Source organism: Nonomuraea sp. NPDC049028 (genome assembly GCF_043197735.1).
GTDB lineage: Bacteria > Actinomycetota > Actinomycetes > Streptosporangiales > Streptosporangiaceae > Nonomuraea.
In genome coordinates this window covers 168,806-186,040 of record NZ_JBICTR010000019.1, presented here as the reverse complement: position 1 = coordinate 186,040, position 17,235 = coordinate 168,806, and the positions used below count along the sequence as shown (strand labels likewise).

The following is a 17,235-nucleotide window of genomic DNA, read 5'->3' as shown; positions in this document are numbered from 1 at the left end:
CAGCCCCAGCCGAATCGGCGACATCGCTCGCGCAGCGCTTGTCCTCACCCATTTCGAGCACGACTACCTACCGGCAATTGATTGAGATCACGTCAGTGAGCGGTCGGTCGGCCGGTCACTGGCGTGCGGCCGGGCAGCGGGGCGCTGCGGTCGCAGGGGCCCGTCTCGCGGGAGAAGCCGACCGCCGCACAGTGGCCGCGGCTGGAAGCCGAACCGACCCGTGAGTTGTTGGCGCACGGGTTCGCCGACGACCAGCGCTGGACTCTGGCCCCTGGTCCCCGCGGAGCGGGCGGGTGGGGCCGCGTCCGCGCTGTATCTCCCTCCTTGCTCGGTAGGAGTGACCATGTCGTCGACACCCTGCTCAGCCAATCCTTGACACGTGATCATCCTCGCGTTCATACTCCGTTCAAAGCGCTTCGATCAGCTTTCGACGCCTCCCATTCGATAGCCGGGCCTTGACTTTTATCTCGGCGGTCAGCTCCCTTTTGTGTGCACGCACAACACCCCCCAGAACGCAAGGAGTGACGGCTCGACAATGCATTCGGGAACGTTAGGACGTAACGCACGGCGAGGATTGTTCATGGTCCTCGCCGTCATGCTGGTGGGAACGGTGGGCGTCTCGCCGGCATTCGCCCACTGGAACGGCACCGGTCAGGACATCGCCAGTATTCATATCTACCCCTACAGCTATAACGGCACCTGGCAGACGCCGATGAACAAGGCGCTGTCCAATTGGAACGCGACCGCGAGCCCCGCCAATTTCTACAAGAACTCAAATTCAGGTTCAACGATCACGGTGAAGTCCTACAGCAACACCTATTACGGGCACTATCAGAGGTGCGGCGGGATGTGCATGTACGTCCGGCTGAACTCCCGGACGATCAACAGGGACGCGTCGAACTTCTCGAACTTCGTCACGAGCACGTTGGTTCACGAGCTCGGGCACGCGTTGAACCTCGCGCACAACTCGGGCACCTCGATCATGAATTCGAGCAGGAACCGCAACTCGATGACCAAGCCCCAGTCGCACGATGTCGCCGACGTCAATGCCTACTACTAAAGGAGGCCGGCCCGTGCTACGGCGTCTTGGCGCACTTGTCTTCGCCGCGGTGTTCGTGACCGCATGCTCGGCGCATGAGGAACCTGTCCTCTATCGAGCCGACTATCCCCAGTACCAAAGCGCCGACGCGCTCTTCGAGAAGGCGACCCTGGTCGTCGAAGCCCGCATCGTCGGAGAGCCGCGTTATCTCCAGGAACAAGAGGAAGCGCCCGATCCCGCAGAGACAGATCCGAACCTGAATCCCAACGCGGGAGCCCCGGCCGGGGTGGCTGCTCAGCCCGAGGCCCCGCCGACGGTCATCACCGTCTACACCGCCCAGGTGATAAAGGTCTTCAAAGGTCAGGCCCAGGTGGGGCAGTCCATCGAGGTCAAGGAGCTCGGGGGAAACTTCGAAGGGGTGACCTATGAGGAGGAGCACACCACTCCGATGAACCAGGACAGCGGCTACGTCCTGTTCCTGGAAACTTACCCTGACTCGCCCGCCGCATTGCTCAACCCCGTCCAGGCCAAGTATCCGCTGGACACCTCCAGCAACCCCGAGTCGCTGCCGGACAACACCCTTAAGCTGACGCGTGCCGAACTGGAAACGATGTCTTAACTCGGAAATATCCCACCCCGAACAGCCCGCCTTGTGCGGGCTCTTCGGCGCCTCGTGGGTGGGCCGCAAGCCATCCACGGAAATCATCGCCTCGTAACAGAGATATGCACCTGATATGGGCTCTTCGCCGTCAAGCGCGGCTGCCTCGACCCCGCTTGACTTCGAAGAGCCGTCATGACAGTCGGGGCCGGCCGGGAAGTGGGCGATGCCGCACCTCCGGCAGGTGATCCGGGCGATACGGTAGGGCGTCATGAGATCGGTCCACGTCATGATCGCGGCGTCCCTCGTAGCCGTCCTCGCGGGATGCGGCGGTGCGGCGGACGGATCGGCGGCACCGGAGCGGCCCGCCCAGGCCACCGCTCCGAGCGCCACCCGGACGCCCTCTCCGGAGGCGGGAGCCATGGGGGTGCCTGCGCCTGATGTCCGCATTCCCAGCGACCCCGTCAAGCTGGCCGATGCTCTGAAGAAGACGACCGCCGCGCTGAACGAGGCGATCGACAGCTGGACCAAGGGGTCGCAGGAGCGGCCGCCGCAGGACGTCGTGTTGCTCTCTCTTCATCAGCAGCGCATCTACCGGGCGATGGCCCGCAGTACGACGCTGACCCAGGGGGTCGTCAGGCGTCTGCCCAAGGGGCTGGCCGCTGAGGCGCGCGACAACGCCACGGCCATCGGGAAGCTGCTGTCCCTGGCCCGTCCGATCAGCGCGGCGCAGCGCAAGCGGATGCGTCTGGTGGAGCCGCAGCCCGCCGAGCGTTTGCGTGGCTACATGGTGCGGGCCGAGAAGCGGTTCGGTGTCGAGTGGGAGGTTCTCGCGGCGATCATGCTCGTCGAGACGAAGTTCGGACGGGTCAGGTCGGCGAGCTCCACCGGGGCGCAGGGGCCCATGCAGTTCATGCCGGGCACGTGGCGGCAGTACGGGCTGGGCGGGGACGTCCAGGACGCGCGTGACGCGGTGCTTGCCGCGGCCAACTACCTCAAGGCGTCGGGGGCGCCGCGAGATTACCGGCGTGCGGTGTTCGCCTACAACCACGATGCCCGGTACGTGGATGCCGTCCTCGCGCACGCACGCCAGATCAAGCGCGACTCGCGCAGCTTCTACGCGTACTACAACTGGCAGGTCTTCGTCCTGTCCGCGCAGGGCGACGTCCGCCTCACCGGCCCCCGCTGACCTTTGCCGAGCACGCCCGGCTCGGCCGCGTGTGGTGGGCCCGTTTCATCCGTTCTCCCGACATGAGGTTCGGGGAGCCGTCCAACAGGGGCACGCTACGGGCAGACGTTCGCCAAGGAGATGGAACGCGACGCGGACATCGTCCCCCTCTTCCTCCAAGTCGGCCCGCGGTGTTTGACGATCAGATGGGCCTGCTCGGAGAGGCCGCCGTGCGCCACCGACAGAGTGGCGAGTATCGACATGTACACCGAGGCCGTGCCTGAACGCAGCTTTCCGGTACGTGCCTCGAAGACGAGAGGCGACACATTCGCCCCCCGTCTCCTCAGCGATCAAGACCGAGCAGCAAGGCTGTCCCCTGCGCATCCGCCTGCCCGCCATTCCATCGGTCGCTTTCGTCGACGATCCGCTTGTTCGGCCCGTTTCGGGTGCGTTGGATGAACTGCTGCCCGCCCTGACCGCCTCCGGGCTCGGCGCCTCTGCGAGCTACGGGGCGCGTACCAAGCCCACGCCGCGGTCGGCGACGTCCACTCCCGCGGCCAGCGGGCTGACGACGGCCTCCGCGAGCAAGCGTGCGGTGACGGTGGAGGCCGTCGCGGGCAGCGGCGACTTCAGCACCTCCTCCCACCACAGCGCCGCCACACCGGCGACGTGCGGCGTGGCCATGCTGGTGCCGCTCAGAGTGCGGAGGCCGCCGCCGGCCCGGGCAGAGACCACGCCGACACCAGGAGCGCTGATCTGCGGGAAGGTGTTGGAGAAGGGCGCGATGACCAGGCCGTTGCCGGTGACAGTCGACTGAGCCAGCGCACCGACCGCGATGACGCCCTGCGCGGCGCCGGGCAGCGACACGGCGATCTCGAGGTCGGGGCCGGTCTCGCGCTGGCTCTCGTTCCCCGCGGCGGCGACGACGATCGTGCCGGTGCCGATGGCCTGGCGGGCGGCGACCATCTGCATGAGAGCGTCAAAGAGCCGCAGGTTGGCCCGGTACGCCTCGAGGGCGAGCGAGGTGGCGAAATTCGGCTGCCGTCCCTGGTCGACCAGCCGCTGGACCATGCCGGGGAAGTCGAACCCCAGGGACATCGAGATCACCTGGGCGCCCTGCTGCAGCGCCCACTCAAGCCCTCGCAGCAGCCCTTCGGTGTCGCCGCTCCCGTCGTCGGCCAGGACCTTACCGATCAGGGCCCGCGTCACACCAGGCGCGACACCGATCCGCGTGCCGTCGATGGGACGGCCGAAGATCGTGCCCGCGCAATGGGTACCGTGGCCGGCCTTGTCGCCGAGGCCCGAGCCGCTGAAGTCCTCCTGAATGAGCGTCACCCCGGCGAAAGCGGGATGAGTGGCGTCAATGCCAGTGTCCAACACCGCCACGATCACGTCCGCCCCCGTACGCGTCGAGACGTCGGCCCCCACCGCCTTGACACCCCACGTGGCCGCTGCCGCACGCGCCTCAGCCTCCGCCTGCTCACCGGTGCCGTCCTCGATCGGACGGATGAGCGACGTCGGCATCACGCGCGCCACCCCCCGCACCTCGGGATCGCGGACCATGTCGCGTACCTCGCGCTTGCTGAGCTCGACGGCCTCCACGTGCGGCTCCGCACCGACGGCGAACCCTCGGGCCGCCCCGAGCTCCGCCGGCAGCGCCATCTCGAACGGACTCGCCGTACGCGCGCCGCTCAGATCTCGCAGCACGCTGTATCTCTCACCCATGGCAGCACTCCTGATCTCCACCGCCCCGGATGGGCCGGCTCCCACGGAACGATGCCCATGCGTGTCTCGGCTCGCCCCCAAGCCAGGATGAAATGAGGTCAATGAACGGGCCGCTCCTCCTTTCTGGACGCCGTGTGCCGCCAGTCCGCGAGATGCTGCTGCAGATCGATGCGCCGGAACTGGTAGTACGGTCCCCTGGTGCGCAGCGCCTGCGATCGACGGGGTTCGCGCGGACCCAGGCTCTGAAGCCCAGATGCCCCAGGCCGTGAGTCCGACCATGAGCCCGCCCACGATGCGATGAAGGTCGGGGTCCTGCGGGTCCGGCTTGAGGTTATAGCCGGTCACATCTTCGATCGCCAGTTCGGCCACCAGCTTGTTAATCGAGATGGAAAATCGATTCACTCTTTAATCGCGCGATGTTTTTCGCCATTGTAAGCCGGGCATCTAAAGCCTGTTTTTACTGGGCGCCTGGAAGGCTCCATGACGATGAAACCCATAAAGGATGTGCCGGGAAAGGACGCGTGCTCATGGCGGCAGCGCGCCCTGGCGCACATCACCGAGTTGCGGAGCCAGCTTGACGGACTGGACGAAGAATCTCCGGTCGCTCTTGGTGCACAAAGGCACCTCAAAGCGGCTGAAGAGGCCGCGGCACGCAAGCCGAGTCTGGCTGGAGCCTGGTCGGGATTCGCCGTGGATCGCACCTGGGCGAATATCAACGAGGCTGAAGTCGCCCTTTTGAGGCTGATGCCGGATGAGGAACTCCCGTGGTGGGGCAGTGATGTCCTCGCGCGCGCACTGCAGCACCTGGGGAAGCAGGACCCGCGAAGGGCCAAGCTGGAACAACTTCTCCTTCATCAGGACGGAAAGCTGGCCCCGCAGGATCGCACATTGGCGGTCATCACCATGCAGGCGGCCAACATATCCGCCCAGCAGGAGAAGGCGCGGCTCCGCAGCTTTCGTAACACGATATTGGTGTCCACCGCCGTTATGGCGGTTATCGCCTTGGTCCTGGCCGTAGTGGGTTTCATATCTCCGGCGGTGATAAAGCTCTGCTTCCATGATCCGACGACCGGGCCCGCGTGCCCGATCGGCACCGAACCGAACAAGTGGGACGTGCCCGTCGTGGAGCTCATCGGGTTGACCTCGGCCTCGTTGGTGGGCGCTTTCGGGCTTCGTCGAATATACGGGACTTCGGCGCCTTATATGCTTCCAGTCGTGTTGTCACTCCTGAAGCTTCCGGCCGGAGCCGTGTCCGCGGTCATCGGTCTGATGCTGATTCAAGGACGCTTTATCCCGGGACTAAGCAATCTCGACACCAGTGCGCAGATCATCGCCTGGGCGGCGGTTTTCGGAGCCGCGCAGCAAATTATCACAGGACTGGTGGATGAGCAGGGGCAAAATGTTCTCAGAAGTGTCCGGGACAGTTCGCGTGGGGTAGGAAAAGAAGCGGGTGATGATGACTCTCCACCGGGGTCGGCGCCACCAAGGGAAAAGCAGCTGTGATTAAGCGGCTCAATCATCTGACAGGGAGGCTGGACCGCATCGTGGCTGTTCATCGCCCCATGAGAGGATCGGCATCCCAGATGCTGTACTGAGCGAATAATTTGCCTGTTCAGGAGCTCCGCCCGGCGGTCAGAGCGTCTCCGTGGGCAGGCTGACGGCCGGGCTCGGGCTGGGGTGGCTGCGGGAGGAGTTCGAGGCGGCGGGGGTCGGTTTCGAGCACCAGGGGCGCAGGGTGAGGAGTTCGTTCAGGTCTTGCGCAAGGCGTGGCAGGAGGAGGTGGTGGAGCACCATGGGGGAGGACCTGGCGGCGGTCGCCGGGCGGACCGAGCTGATCAAGTCGGCGGCCGCGGAGGCGGGCCGCCGCGACGCCGACGCGCTCCGCTTCGTCTGCCGGGGCGTGACCCGCGTACGCCCCGGCAGGCACGGAGGACCGACAGCCACTGACGGGCACCTATGAGCCGCCTAGGCGCGCGGCCGGGTGTGCAGGTGGAGGTCGCGGAGCAGGCATACCTCGGCCAGATGGTGGATCAGCTCGCGGTTGATGTGCAGCACCAGCGCGGACAGCGGATACTTGGCATACGGTCCCTCCGCCTTCCCACACGGGCGGGCGAGGCCGGCTTCACCGAGGGACTCGACCCCGGCCAGCCACGTGGCGTACTCCGCGTCGAGCTGGGCCAGCGCCGCGTCCGCGCTCGCGGCGTACTCGAACGACTGGTAGTCGATGGGCGCGCGACCGAAATGGGAGGCGTTGCGCATCGCGAGCACGCCGACGATCACGTGCCCGAGCCGCCAGGCGATCGTCGTGAACGGTGGCGGATCGGGCATCGGCATCGCGAAGTCGATGGTCATCGCGCCGGACCCGGCCCGCACCGGCGCGTCGCCGGTGCCGCGCGGGCGCACGCTCCAGCTGCCGGGCGCGGGCTCCCAGAAGTACTCGTCGTCGGTGAGCCCGTCGAGGCGTTCGCGCACCTGATGGGTCCAGTGCCAGTGGGTCTGATCTCGGAGCAGGGTGTTCCAGGTCTGGTCGGTCATGGGTCCAGCCTGCCGCAACGGACAGGATCGGATTGCCGTCTTCAGTAGAGTGCGATGCCGCCGAGTGCCGAGAGGTAAGGATCATCATGGATGAGCGGGAACTGGCCGAGCCGTGGGAAGGCGTCCTGATCACTCCTGACGTCATCGGCCACACGGGCGTTCTTGTTCTGGCGGGGTCGAGCGGACGCATCGACCGGGAGCGGGCTCGTATCCTCGCCCAGGAGGGCATGACCGCGATGTCGATCCGATGGTTCGGCGGTCCCGGACAATCACCAGGCATCTGCGAGATCCCCTTGGAGACTTTCGTGTCCGCCATCGACCTGCTCGAATCCACCGGCGTACACCGCATCTGCCTGCTGGGCTCCTCCAAAGGGGCGGAAGCCGCCCTGCTCACCTCCGTCCATGACCCGCGTGTCGACGGCGTCGTGGCGATGTCGCCTACCTCCGTGGTGTGGGGCAATGTCGGCTCAGGGCGAGACGGACGGGACCGCCCTTACCGGTCGTCCTGGACGTGGAAGGGGCAACCGCTGCCTTTCATCCCGTACGACGACAACTGGACTGCTCCTGAACCGGCGGACGGCCCGGTGGCCATTCGCGGCTGGTACGAGCGCAGTGAGCGGACCTTCGCCGACCTGCTCCCCGCCGCCGAGATCCCCATCGAGGAGAGCAGGGCTGACGTGCTGCTGGTGGCGGGAGGGGACGATGCGATGTGGCCGTCCCTCCCGTTCGCCGAGCGACTCCTGGCCCGTCGCGGCACCGCTCGTCTGATCAGCCGGGCCGACGCCGGCCATCGCCCGCGTCTTCCAGGTGAAGGCCCGGCCCCTGAATCGCCGCGCTTCCTTTACGGGGGTGACGCCGCCGCCGACGCCGAGCTTGGAGCGGCCGCCTGGCCGCACATCCTCGATCTGCTTCGCGGCTGACCCGAGCGATCACTGCCACTTCAGCGAGCTTCGGGTCGTCCAGTAGGTCTGGGGGTCCTCGGTCAGCATGGCCAGGCGCTCGTCCAGTTCCGTATCCCAGCCGACCCGGGTCGCGGTCAGATTGCTGTGGAACTGGTCCACCGAGGCGGCCCCGCTGAGCACCACGCCGGTCCACGGTTGCGCGAGGACGGCGGCCAAGGCCAGCGCGTCCGGTGTGACACCGCGTTCCCGGGCGGCGCCGGCCAGCGCCGGAGGGGCGGCGTGGGAGGTCAGGCGGCCGTTCGCCACGCCCTCCTTGACGATCACGCCCAGGCCGGACCGGTGCGCCCGGGCCAAGGCGGGGCCGGCGGATCGCTCCAGCAGGTTCCAGGTGGCCTGGATCGTGTCGAACAGGCCGATCTCGATCGCCCGGTCGATGGTGTCCGCCTGGTGCGGGCCGGTCGTGGACAGGCCGACCGAGACACCCCCGGCGCGCAACTCGCGCAGTTCGGCCAGGATGTCCTCGTCGCCGAGCACGCCGCTTTCGACGGTGGCCGAGTGGATCTGGTAGAGCGAAAGGTGCTCGCCCAATAGCACTCGGGTCTGGTCCAGTTGGTGGCGCAGCCGGTCGGCGGACAGTTCCTTCACCTCGTGCCGGTCGGCGTCCATCCGCCAGTCGCCGACGTAGGCGTATCCCCATTTCGACCCCACGGTCACGGCCCCGGGCGCGATGGCGCGCTCATGTAGCCAGCCGCCGAGGAACTCCTCGGCTCTGCCGTAGGAGCGGGCCACGTCGAAGTACCGTACGCCGGCCGCCAGCGCCGCATCCAGCACCGCCCAGGTCCGCGCCCGCATCGCGGCGACGCTGCGATCATCGCCGAGATCCTCCTCCCGGCCGAGCGTGATGTACGCCGGCCGGCCCAGCGCGGCCAGCCCGATCCCCACCGGCGTGACCGGCAACCCGCTCCGCCCCATCGGCCGCACAGTCAGCTCATCACGCATCTCGGCGCCTCTGCTTTCATAGTCGGTATACCGCTCGGGATGATGCCACACCAGCGCTTTGACCAGGAGCGATGGGGTCCGGTGTCAGGACGCCGCGAGCCGGAGCGCCTCTCCGGCGACCGCGTGACGCAGCCCGCGGATGCCGTCGCGGCCCCGCACCGGGTGTACGGCGTTCGTCAGCAGCACCACGGTCAACCGGCGGGCCGGGTCGACGACCAGCGAGGTGCCGGTGAACCCGGAATGGCCGAAGGCGGCGTCCAGCGGTCCCACGATGGCCGGGTCGCCGATCCGTACGCCGAGGCCGTGGCGGAACGCCGCGCCCTCCGCTCCCTGGTCGCGGACCATCTCGGCCACGGTCTCCGGGCGCAGCAGCGCACCGCCGCCCAGCCGCAGTGTCTCGCCGAATGTCAGCAGGTCGTCGGCCGTCGCGAACACGCCCGCGTGTCCAGCCACGCCGCCCAGGCCGTACGCGGTCTCGTCGTGCACCTCGCCGCGCACGCAGCCGGGTCCCTGTCGCTCGGGCTTCCACTCGGTGGCGGCGATGCGCGGGAGCGTCGCCGGGCCCGGGCGGTAGCCGGTGTCGGTCAGGCCGAGCACGCCGGTGACCCGTTCGCCGACCAGTGCGTCCAGTGGCGCGCCGCCCGCCAGTTCGGCGACGCGGCCCACCATGACCATGCCCACGTCGCTGTAGAGGTACGGCCCGCCGACCGGGCCGGTGACCGGGGTGCCGACCATCGCCGCCATGCGCGCGGCCGGATCGGCGCCGGGTAGTTCGAGGTCTATGCGGCGCGTGGGCCGCAGGCCGGCCGTGTGCGTGAGCAGGCGTCGCAGGGTGACCCGGGGGTCGGCGCCCGGCAGCCAGGCCGCCACCGGCTCGTCGAGGTCCAGGCGGCCCTCCTCGGCCAGCGACAGCACCACGGCCGTGGTGAACAGCTTGCTGATCGAGGCCAGATCGAAGACCGAGTCGCGGGCCGCCGCCGGCCGGTCGGCCATCAGGGTGCCCTCGAGGTCGGCATAGCGGACGAGCTCCCCGGCGACGGCCGAGGCGGCCACCGAGCCGTCCACGGAGATCACCGCCACCGCCGCCGAGCACACGCGCGGCACGCCGTCCGCCAGGATCGCGTCCAGCCGATCGGACATCGTTCAGCCTCCCCGTAAGTCCGCCGGCTCGTGGGTTCACCGCGCCCACGAGCAGTTCCGGGCCGTACAGGAATCCGGTCCGTCAAGCAGTCCGGCCCGTGATACAGCCCGTCCCGTCAGTCGCTCAGCACGTCGCTCAGTTGCTCAGCGCGTCGCTCTCAGCTGCTCAGCGCGTCGCTGAGCCGCTCGCCGTGCGATTCCAGCAGGGCGCGGGCCCCTCCGGCGTCGAGCCCGTGCTGGATCATCAGCACCGCTATCTTCGCCTGTCCGCCCGCCGCGTCCAGCGCCTTGCCCGCCGTGTCGTTGTCGGCGCCGGTGATGTCGCGCACCATGCGGAGCGCCCGGTCGGCCAGCTTGCTGTTCATCGCCGACATCTCGATCATCTTGTTGCCGTACGTACGGCCGAGCCGGACCATGGAGATGGTGGAGATCATGTTGAGCACCAGCTTCTGAGCCGTGCCCGCCTTGAGCCGGGTGGAGCCGGTCACCACCTCGGGACCCACCACCACCTCGATCGCGTGCTCGGCGGCGGCCGACAGGGGCGCGCCGTCGTTGCACGAAAGGCTGACGGTCAGCGCGTCCCGCCGGGTCGCCTCCGCCAGCGCGCCGAGCACGAAAGGCGCCCGCCCGCTGGCCGACACGCCCACCACCGAGTCGAGCGGGCCCACCTCCAGCTCCGCGAGCGAGGCGGCGCCCGCTTCGGCGTCGTCCTCCGCACCCTCGACCGAGCGGGTGAGCGCGTCCGGACCGCCCGCGATGATGCCCTGGACGAGCGACGGATCGGTGCCGAACGTCGGCGGGCACTCGGAGGCGTCGAGCACGGCCAGCCGCCCCGACGTACCGGCGCCGACGTACAGCAGCCGCCCGCCCTCCGCCATGCGCGCGGCGATCGCGTCGATGGCGGCGGAGATGACCGGGATCGCGACGGCGACCGCGGCGGGCACGGCGGCGTCGGCCTGGTTCATCAGCCGGGCGACCTGCTCTGTCGGCAGCCGGTCGATCTGGCTGTAGCGGGGATCGCTCTGTTCGGTGGGCAGCTCGGGGAGCGGATCAATCATGACGCTAATTTCCACCCTCTACTTCTCTCTTGTAAATATCTTTCAGACAATGGGTTCATGACGTACGTACGCACTGGCGCTGAACGGCTGGCCACGGATCCCACCCTGGCGGGCGGCGACCGGCTCGGCCTGATCACCAACCCCACAGGAGTCCTGCCTGATCTGACCCCCACGACGGACGCCCTCATCGCGGCCGGGGTGCCGCTGACGGCGCTGTTCGGTCCGGAGCACGGCATGCGGGGCACCGCTCAGGCGAACGGCAGCGAGTCCGACACGATCGACCCCAGAACCGGCCTGCCCGTCTTCGACACGCACAAGGTCTCCGGCGCGGCGCTGGACGAGGTGGTGGCCGGCTCCGGGGTCGACACGCTGGTGTTCGACATCGCCGACGTCGGCACGCGCTTCTACACCTACATCTGGACCATGTACGACCTGATGGCCGCGGCGAGCAGGCTGGGCCTGCGGTTCGTGGTGCTGGACCGGCCCAACCCGCTCGGCGGGACCCTTGAGGAGGGACCGCTGCTCGACCCGGAGTTCGCCAGCTTCGTCGGCAGATTCCCGCTGCCGGTACGCCACGGCAGGACCGCCGGGGAGCTGGCCACGCTGTTCGGCTTCGACCTGGACCTGCGCGTGGTCACCATGGACGGGTGGCGGCGCGGCATGAGCTTCGCCGAGACCGGGCTGCCCTGGGTGATGCCGTCGGTCAACATGCCGACCGTCGAGACCGCGTACGCCTACCCGGCCACCGGGCTGTTCGAGGGCACGAACTTCTCCGAGGGACGTGGCACCACCCGGCCGTTCGAGCTGGTCGGCGCCCCGTACGTCGACGACCGGTTCGCGCCCGCGCTCAACGCGCTCGGCCTGCCGGGGGTGCGGTTCAGGGAGACCTGGTTCACGCCGACGTTCCACAAGCACGCGGGCACGACCGTGCACGGAGTCCAGCTGCACGTGCACGACCGGGAGGTGTACCGGCCGGTGCTGACCGGCCTGTCGATGCTGCACGTGGCTCGCACGCTGTACCCGGGCGAGCTGGCCTGGTGGGGGCCCGAGCTGTTCATGGACCACCTGTGGGGCTCCGACACGCTCACGAGGTGCCTGGACGCCGGGGAGGACCCACGCTCCCTCTGCCCTGACCCCGTCCACCCCGAAGGACGGCTCCTCTACTAGCGGCGCACCGCAGCTTGCGGAGTGCGCACCTGCGGTGGCCGCGTGAAGCGGCGCACCGAAGGTGGCGGAAACCGTACCGGCGTGTGACATCACGCCAGATCGCGTCGGTAGAGCCAGAAGACGCGTTCGGCCCGCGCGCCCACGGCGTGCGAGTAGAACCGCAGCGGCCCGACCCAGCCGATCTGCGCGCTGGACAGTCCGGCGGCGCGCATCTCGGCCAGGCAGCGGCGCAGCAGCACGCCGCCCACGCCGAGCCCGCGCGCCTCGGGCGCAGTCCCCATCGGCCCGAACCACGCGGGCCGCGCCCCCCAGGCGGCGAACCCCAGGATCCGCCCGTCGCGCTCGGCGTAGTGCAGCCCGGCGGCGTTGGCGGCCTCCCAGGCCCAGTTCTCGTTCCAGTGCTCACGCACAAAGGCGGCGACCCGCTCCCGATCCGTCACGGCCGCGTGCACGCTCACTCCGGCCTCGGCCAGCCGTGCCGGCTCCTCTTCGACGGACAGGTCCGCACCGAGGTCGGCGGTCATGTTCCAGGCCACGTGATAGCGCTCATAGCCGAGGCGCTCCGCCAGGCACGCGGCGGCGGTGTAGCGCACGTCGATGCCCGGCCAGGCGTAGCAGGGCGGGTTCCCGGCGAAGCGCGCCTGCCTCGCCCCCTCCGACCGCAGCCACTCCTCGGCCGCGCCGACCAGCGCCCGGCCGTGCCCCCGGCCCCGCGCGTCAGGGTGTACGGCCAGCAGATCGAGGTGCCCGACGGCCGGATCCTTGGCGGACACCGAGGCCATGACGACCCCGCCGTCCATCACCAGGGCGGCCCAGCGCCGACCGGCGGGAGGACGCGCCAGCCGCTCGACCAGGGCCGCCCCTTCACCGCCGTCCAGCGTCAGCGCCGCCCGCGCCACCTGCGCGGCGACCGCGAGGTCGGCTGCGTCGGCGTGCCGGATCACCTCCGCGGCGCCCGCGAGGTCGGCGGAGTCGGCCTGCCCGGTCACCGGGGTCACACCTCGCTCATCGGGCGCGCGATGACGCTGCGCCGCCGCGGGTAGTAGCAGGCGTGCTCCTGAGGTACACCGTCCGTCACCTGAAGCAGCGGCCGCTCGCTCGTGCACCCGTCGCCCCGGAACGGGCACCGGGGCGCGAACAGGCACCCGCTGTCGGACTGGTCGGCGGCGAGCGGCTCCAGCGGCACCACCGGCTCCTCACCGGGCCGCTCCAGCCCGTGCAGGACGGGGATGGCCGACAGCAGCGACTGCGTGTACGGATGCACCGGGTCGGCGATGATCGTGTCCACCGGCCCGCGCTCCACGACCTGGCCGCGGTAGATCACGTACAGCTCGCCGTCACCGCCGATGTAGCGCGCGGTGGCCACGTCGTGCGTGATGAACAGCACGCTGACGCCCAGCCGTTCGCGCAGGTCCTTCAGCAGCGCCAGAATGCCGAGCCGCAGCGACACGTCGATCATCGAGACCGCCTCGTCGGCGACGAGCATCTCGGGGTCGACGGTCAGCGCGCGGGCGATCACGACGCGCTGCCGCATGCCGCCCGAGAGCTGGTGCGGGTAGCGCGACAGGACCGTTCCGGGGTCGAGGCCGACCAGCGACAGCACCTCGGCGGCCCGCTCGTCGATCCACCCCTTGGGCCGGCCGGTCTGCCCGGCCCGCAGCGCCAGCGGCGCCTGGAGGGTCTGGTAGATCGTCCGGGTCGGGTTCAGCGCCGAGTAGGGGTCCTGGTGGATCATCTGGATCTTGCGGAAGTGCGGCTGCCGCTGCTTGACCTTCAGCGGCGACATGGGCGTCCCGTCGATCGCGATCTCGCCCGCGTCGTAGGACTCCAGCCCGGCGATGATGCGCCCGAGCGTGGTCTTGCCGCAGCCCGACTCGCCGATGAACGAGGCGGACCCGCCCTTGGCGATCGCGAAGTCCACACCGCGCAGCGCCGGGACCTCCCGCTTGCCGAGCATGTTGCCGCGCTGCTTGAACGTCTTGGTGATGCCCGTCCCGGTAATCACGAAGCGTGCTCCTTCACCGTCACCGCGTGGCAGGCCACGAACCTCGCCCCGTCCGCCACCACCGAGGGATCGACGGTGTCGCACACGTCCATCCGCAGCGCGCAGCGCTCCCTGAACACGCAGCCTTCCTTGGGCACCGTCGCCAGCGTCGGCGGCCGTCCCGGCAGTGCGCGGGCCTCGTCGATGTCGCCGACCAGCCGGGGGATCGCGTTGATCAGGCCCCTGGTGTAGGGATGGCGGGGCGCGCCCAGCACCTCCCTGGTGGGCCCCTGCTCCACCAGGCGTCCGCCGTACATGACCGCGAGCCGGTCGGCCACCTCGGCCACCACGCCGATGTCGTGCGTGATCACCAGGGTGGTCAGGCCGCGCTCGGCGTGCACCTCGCGGACGATCTTCAGGATGTTCGCCTGGGTGATCATGTCCAGCGCGGTCGTCGGCTCGTCCAGCACCACCAGGTGCGCGTTGAGCACCAGCGCCAGCATGATGCCGACCCGCTGCCGCATGCCGCCGGACAGCTCGTGCTGGTGCGAGTCCAGCACCCTGGCCCCGTCGAGGCCCATCCGGCCCAGCAGTTCCCTGGCCTCGCGGACCAGGCCGGGCAGGTCCTGGACGCCGTGCGAGCGGCCCAGGTCGAGCAGCTGCTTGCCGACCGTCTTGAGCGGGTTGAGGGAGTTCTGGGCGGCCTGGAAGACGTACCCGATGTGGGCGCCCCTGGCCTTGCGCAGCTCCTCGCCCGCGAGCCCGACCACGTCGCCGAGCCCGTCGATCTCCACGCTGCCCGCCGCGATCCTGCCCGGCGGCTGCACCGCGTTGAGCAGCGACAGGGCCAGCGTCGACTTGCCGGACCCCGACTCGCCGACGATGCCGGTGATCGTGCCGGGCTCCAGGGTCAGGCTGATGCCGCGTACGGCGGGCAACTCGCCCGCCGGCGTCTTGTAGACGACCGTGAGGTCGTCGATGCGCACTCCCGGCGCTTGGTCCGCCACTGCTACTCCTCACGCAGCCGGGGGTTGAAGATCTCGTCCATGGCGTCGACCACGAGCACGATGCCAAGGGTGAGCAGCAGGATCGCCAGCAGCGGCCCCAGCAGATAACCGAGCGCGTTGGGCGTGATCATGGCGCCCGCCTGGAACACGGCCAGGTTGAGCATCACGCCCCAGTTGTTCGCCTCGTACGGCAGCACGCCCAGGAAGAACAGGCCCACCTGCGCGTAGACGGCGCCGGTGACCGCGATGAGCATGTTCATCGCGATGTACGGAGCCATGCTGGGCAGCAGTTCCTTGCTGATGATGTGCCTGGTGGACAGGCCCAGCCCGCGCGCGGCCTCGATGAAGCCGCGTTCGCGCAGGGACAGCGTCTGCGCGCGTACGGCCCGCGCCACCCCGCCCCAGCCGAGCAGGCCGAGCACCAGGCCCATCTGGATCGGGCTGCCGAACTTCCAGACCATCGCCAGGACCAGCAGCAGTGGCAGGGCGGGGATGGTGAGCTTCATGTCGGTGATCCGCATGAGCACGCTGTCCCAGCGACCCCGCTTGAACCCGGAGAACAGGCCGAGCGTGGTACCGAAGACCACCGTGATGACCGCGGTCACCGCGGCGCTGAGCAGCACGTAGCGGGAGCCGGTGATGACCAGCGCGAGCACGTCCCTGCCCTGGGGATCGGTGCCGAACCAGTGCGCCCAGCTCGGCGCCTGGGTGATGGCGTTGGAGTCGTCCGGCAGCTGGTCCGGATAGAACATCGGCCCGAAGGCGCCCATGAACGCGAAGCCGGCGACGATGACCGCACCGGCCAGCCGGCTCGGCTTGCGCTTCATCACCCGCCAGACACCGAGCCAGAAGTTACGGCGCATGGTCGCGGCGGCGGACGCCGTCTCAGGGATCAGCACGGTGCTCATGTCGAGTCCTCTCCGCTGCGTACCCGCGGGTCGATCACCGTGTAGAACAGGTCGGCCACGATGTTCGCCACGATGACGGCGGCGGTGATCAGCAGGAACGCCCCGCCCATCAGCGCGTAGTCACGGGTGTTGATGCTCTCGATGAGCAGCCACCCGAGTCCCGGATAGTTGAAGATCTTCTCGATGAACACCGCGCCGCCGAGCAGCAGCCCGAGAGACAGGGCGAGGATCGTGAACAGCGGCAGGATCGCGTTGCGCGCGATGTAGCGGAAGATGATCGAGCGCTTCATGCCGCGTAGCTCGGCGGCCAGGATGAAGTCGTCGCCGAGCACGGTGACCACGCTCGACTTCATCGCCAGCACCCAGCCGCCGTAGGCCGACAGCGCGTAGGTGGCGATCGGCAGCACCGCGTGCTCGGCGAGCGAGCCGAGGTAGCCGGCGTTGAAGCCCGGCTCGAACATGATGTCCACCGGCCCGTCGGCGGGCAGGATGGGGATGAGCGTGGCGAAGATGACCACGAGCAGCATCGCCAGCACATACTGCGGGATGCCGTGCAGCAGCGAGCCGGAGATGGCCAGGGCGTCGCCCAGCTTGCTCTTGCGCTTGATGGCCGCATAGACGCCGAGGATGACGCCGACGAGGAAGCTGAGCAGCGTGCCCCCCAGCACCGGCAGGATGGTCCACTTGGCCGCCTCGCCGAGCACGCTGAGCACGGGCTTGCCCGGACGGCTGACCGAGGTACCGAGGTCGAAGTGGAGCAGCCCGCCGATGTAGTCGGTGTACTGCTGCCACAGCGAGCCCGTCGGCTGGAACCCATACAGCACCTTGACGGCCTGCGTGGCCGCCTCCGGAGCCATGCCGCTCTGGAGCAGCTTCTCGTACTGGGCCGCCATTGGGTCGCCCGGGATGTTGTTGATGATGAAGAAGCTGATCGTCGCCACAACGAGGATCATGACGAAACCGCGGGCCAGGTGGCCCGCGAGTCGTCGTGCGATAAGTGTCATA

General features: G+C 68.9%; 17 protein-coding genes. 7 read left to right on the top strand and 10 right to left on the bottom strand.

Translation table 11 applies throughout. The features are described 5' to 3' along the window. Positions 1-580 precede the first annotated feature (580 nt). The 3 genes from ACGFJ2_RS53700 to ACGFJ2_RS53690 all read left to right on the top strand — a co-directional run bounded on the left by ACGFJ2_RS53700 (position 581) and on the right by ACGFJ2_RS53690 (position 2,826). Positions 581-1,060: a hypothetical protein gene (locus ACGFJ2_RS53700; RefSeq protein ID WP_357946102.1), complete on the top strand. Its 480-nt coding sequence runs from the start codon at positions 581-583 to the stop codon at positions 1,058-1,060. Between the two features lie 13 nt (positions 1,061-1,073). Then, entirely contained in the window at positions 1,074-1,658 is a 585-nt protein-coding gene (locus ACGFJ2_RS53695) for a hypothetical protein (RefSeq protein WP_357946104.1), read from the top strand. A gap of 250 nt (positions 1,659-1,908) precedes the next feature. After that, on the top strand, positions 1,909-2,826 hold the full coding sequence (locus ACGFJ2_RS53690; RefSeq protein ID WP_393482164.1) for a transglycosylase SLT domain-containing protein: 918 nt from the start codon (positions 1,909-1,911) through the stop codon (positions 2,824-2,826). A gap of 483 nt (positions 2,827-3,309) precedes the next feature. On the opposite strand, the gene ACGFJ2_RS53685 is transcribed toward ACGFJ2_RS53690, so the two are convergent. Continuing rightward, positions 3,310-4,530 (bottom strand): S8 family serine peptidase, encoded by a 1,221-nt coding sequence (locus ACGFJ2_RS53685; RefSeq protein WP_393482161.1) that lies wholly within the window; start codon positions 4,528-4,530, stop codon positions 3,310-3,312. 480 nt (positions 4,531-5,010) lie between these two features. On the opposite strand from ACGFJ2_RS53685, the gene ACGFJ2_RS53680 reads away from it, so the two are divergent. Together ACGFJ2_RS53680 and ACGFJ2_RS53675 are read left to right on the top strand one after the other, a co-directional pair. Further along, positions 5,011-6,033 carry a hypothetical protein gene (locus tag ACGFJ2_RS53680; RefSeq protein ID WP_393482158.1) on the top strand — a complete coding sequence of 341 codons (1,023 nt, stop codon included), beginning with the start codon at positions 5,011-5,013 and terminating at the stop codon, positions 6,031-6,033. A 289-nt stretch (positions 6,034-6,322) separates the two neighbouring features. Then, positions 6,323-6,490, top strand: coding sequence for a hypothetical protein (locus tag ACGFJ2_RS53675; RefSeq protein WP_393482155.1), 168 nt, complete (start codon positions 6,323-6,325; stop codon positions 6,488-6,490). Between the two features lie 5 nt (positions 6,491-6,495). Here ACGFJ2_RS53675 and ACGFJ2_RS53670 read toward each other — a convergent pair whose 3' ends face one another. After that, positions 6,496-7,065: a DinB family protein gene (locus ACGFJ2_RS53670; RefSeq protein WP_357946115.1), complete on the bottom strand. Its 570-nt coding sequence runs from the start codon at positions 7,063-7,065 to the stop codon at positions 6,496-6,498. An 86-nt stretch (positions 7,066-7,151) separates the two neighbouring features. On the opposite strand from ACGFJ2_RS53670, the gene ACGFJ2_RS53665 reads away from it, so the two are divergent. Continuing rightward, entirely contained in the window at positions 7,152-7,985 is an 834-nt protein-coding gene (locus ACGFJ2_RS53665; protein WP_393482152.1) for an acyl-CoA thioester hydrolase/BAAT C-terminal domain-containing protein, read from the top strand. 9 nt (positions 7,986-7,994) lie between these two features. On the opposite strand, the gene ACGFJ2_RS53660 is transcribed toward ACGFJ2_RS53665, so the two are convergent. From ACGFJ2_RS53660 to murQ, 3 genes are all read right to left on the bottom strand, one after another. Further along, positions 7,995-8,966, bottom strand: coding sequence for an aldo/keto reductase (locus tag ACGFJ2_RS53660; protein ID WP_393482149.1), 972 nt, complete (start codon positions 8,964-8,966; stop codon positions 7,995-7,997). Positions 8,967-9,050: 84 nt separating this feature from the next. Then, on the bottom strand, positions 9,051-10,106 hold the full coding sequence (locus ACGFJ2_RS53655; RefSeq protein ID WP_393482146.1) for a serine hydrolase domain-containing protein: 1,056 nt from the start codon (positions 10,104-10,106) through the stop codon (positions 9,051-9,053). Between the two features lie 158 nt (positions 10,107-10,264). Next, complete coding sequence (gene murQ, locus ACGFJ2_RS53650; RefSeq protein ID WP_363988348.1) at positions 10,265-11,164, bottom strand: N-acetylmuramic acid 6-phosphate etherase; 900 nt, start codon at positions 11,162-11,164, stop codon at positions 10,265-10,267. A 57-nt stretch (positions 11,165-11,221) separates the two neighbouring features. Between murQ and ACGFJ2_RS53645 the strand changes: the two genes are divergently transcribed. Then, positions 11,222-12,331 (top strand): exo-beta-N-acetylmuramidase NamZ domain-containing protein, encoded by a 1,110-nt coding sequence (locus ACGFJ2_RS53645; RefSeq protein WP_393482142.1) that lies wholly within the window; start codon positions 11,222-11,224, stop codon positions 12,329-12,331. 89 nt (positions 12,332-12,420) lie between these two features. Here ACGFJ2_RS53645 and ACGFJ2_RS53640 read toward each other — a convergent pair whose 3' ends face one another. From ACGFJ2_RS53640 to ACGFJ2_RS53620, 5 genes are read right to left on the bottom strand one after another with little or no spacing between them, the layout of a single operon-like run. Further along, a complete protein-coding gene (locus ACGFJ2_RS53640; RefSeq protein ID WP_358197766.1) occupies positions 12,421-13,329 on the bottom strand; it encodes a GNAT family N-acetyltransferase in 909 nt (302 codons plus the stop codon). Then, positions 13,326-14,336 (bottom strand): ABC transporter ATP-binding protein, encoded by a 1,011-nt coding sequence (locus ACGFJ2_RS53635; RefSeq protein WP_357946131.1) that lies wholly within the window; start codon positions 14,334-14,336, stop codon positions 13,326-13,328. The genes ACGFJ2_RS53640 and ACGFJ2_RS53635 overlap by 4 nt, the downstream gene beginning before the upstream one ends. After that, positions 14,333-15,322 carry an ABC transporter ATP-binding protein gene (locus tag ACGFJ2_RS53630; protein WP_393482138.1) on the bottom strand — a complete coding sequence of 330 codons (990 nt, stop codon included), beginning with the start codon at positions 15,320-15,322 and terminating at the stop codon, positions 14,333-14,335. The genes ACGFJ2_RS53635 and ACGFJ2_RS53630 overlap by 4 nt, the downstream gene beginning before the upstream one ends. Positions 15,323-15,324: 2 nt before the next feature. Beyond that, the gene (locus tag ACGFJ2_RS53625; protein WP_357654253.1) at positions 15,325-16,230 is read right to left on the bottom strand and encodes an ABC transporter permease; all 906 of its coding nucleotides are present in this window, start codon (positions 16,228-16,230) and stop codon (positions 15,325-15,327) included. Further along, positions 16,227-17,234, bottom strand: a complete 1,008-nt coding sequence (locus ACGFJ2_RS53620) for an ABC transporter permease (RefSeq protein ID WP_393482134.1) — start codon at positions 17,232-17,234, stop codon at positions 16,227-16,229. The genes ACGFJ2_RS53625 and ACGFJ2_RS53620 overlap by 4 nt, the downstream gene beginning before the upstream one ends. Position 17,235: the final 1 nt, after the last annotated feature.

Bases quoted from the DNA above. Each gene is read 5' to 3' on its own strand.
- ACGFJ2_RS53700 (WP_357946102.1), top strand. From the start codon at position 581: ATGGTCCTCGCCGTCATGCTGGTGGGAACGGTGGGCGTCTCGCCGGCA.
- ACGFJ2_RS53690 (WP_393482164.1), top strand. From the start codon at position 1,909: ATGAGATCGGTCCACGTCATGATCGCGGCGTCCCTCGTAGCCGTCCTC.
- ACGFJ2_RS53685 (WP_393482161.1), bottom strand. From the start codon at position 4,530: ATGGGTGAGAGATACAGCGTGCTGCGAGATCTGAGCGGCGCGCGTACG.
- ACGFJ2_RS53680 (WP_393482158.1), top strand. From the start codon at position 5,011: ATGACGATGAAACCCATAAAGGATGTGCCGGGAAAGGACGCGTGCTCA.
- ACGFJ2_RS53675 (WP_393482155.1), top strand. From the start codon at position 6,323: ATGGGGGAGGACCTGGCGGCGGTCGCCGGGCGGACCGAGCTGATCAAG.
- ACGFJ2_RS53670 (WP_357946115.1), bottom strand. From the start codon at position 7,065: ATGACCGACCAGACCTGGAACACCCTGCTCCGAGATCAGACCCACTGG.
- ACGFJ2_RS53665 (WP_393482152.1), top strand. From the start codon at position 7,152: ATGGATGAGCGGGAACTGGCCGAGCCGTGGGAAGGCGTCCTGATCACT.
- ACGFJ2_RS53660 (WP_393482149.1), bottom strand. From the start codon at position 8,966: ATGCGTGATGAGCTGACTGTGCGGCCGATGGGGCGGAGCGGGTTGCCG.
- ACGFJ2_RS53655 (WP_393482146.1), bottom strand. From the start codon at position 10,106: ATGTCCGATCGGCTGGACGCGATCCTGGCGGACGGCGTGCCGCGCGTG.
- murQ (WP_363988348.1), bottom strand. From the start codon at position 11,164: ATGATTGATCCGCTCCCCGAGCTGCCCACCGAACAGAGCGATCCCCGC.
- ACGFJ2_RS53645 (WP_393482142.1), top strand. From the start codon at position 11,222: ATGACGTACGTACGCACTGGCGCTGAACGGCTGGCCACGGATCCCACC.
- ACGFJ2_RS53625 (WP_357654253.1), bottom strand. From the start codon at position 16,230: ATGAGCACCGTGCTGATCCCTGAGACGGCGTCCGCCGCCGCGACCATG.
- ACGFJ2_RS53620 (WP_393482134.1), bottom strand. From the start codon at position 17,234: ATGACACTTATCGCACGACGACTCGCGGGCCACCTGGCCCGCGGTTTC.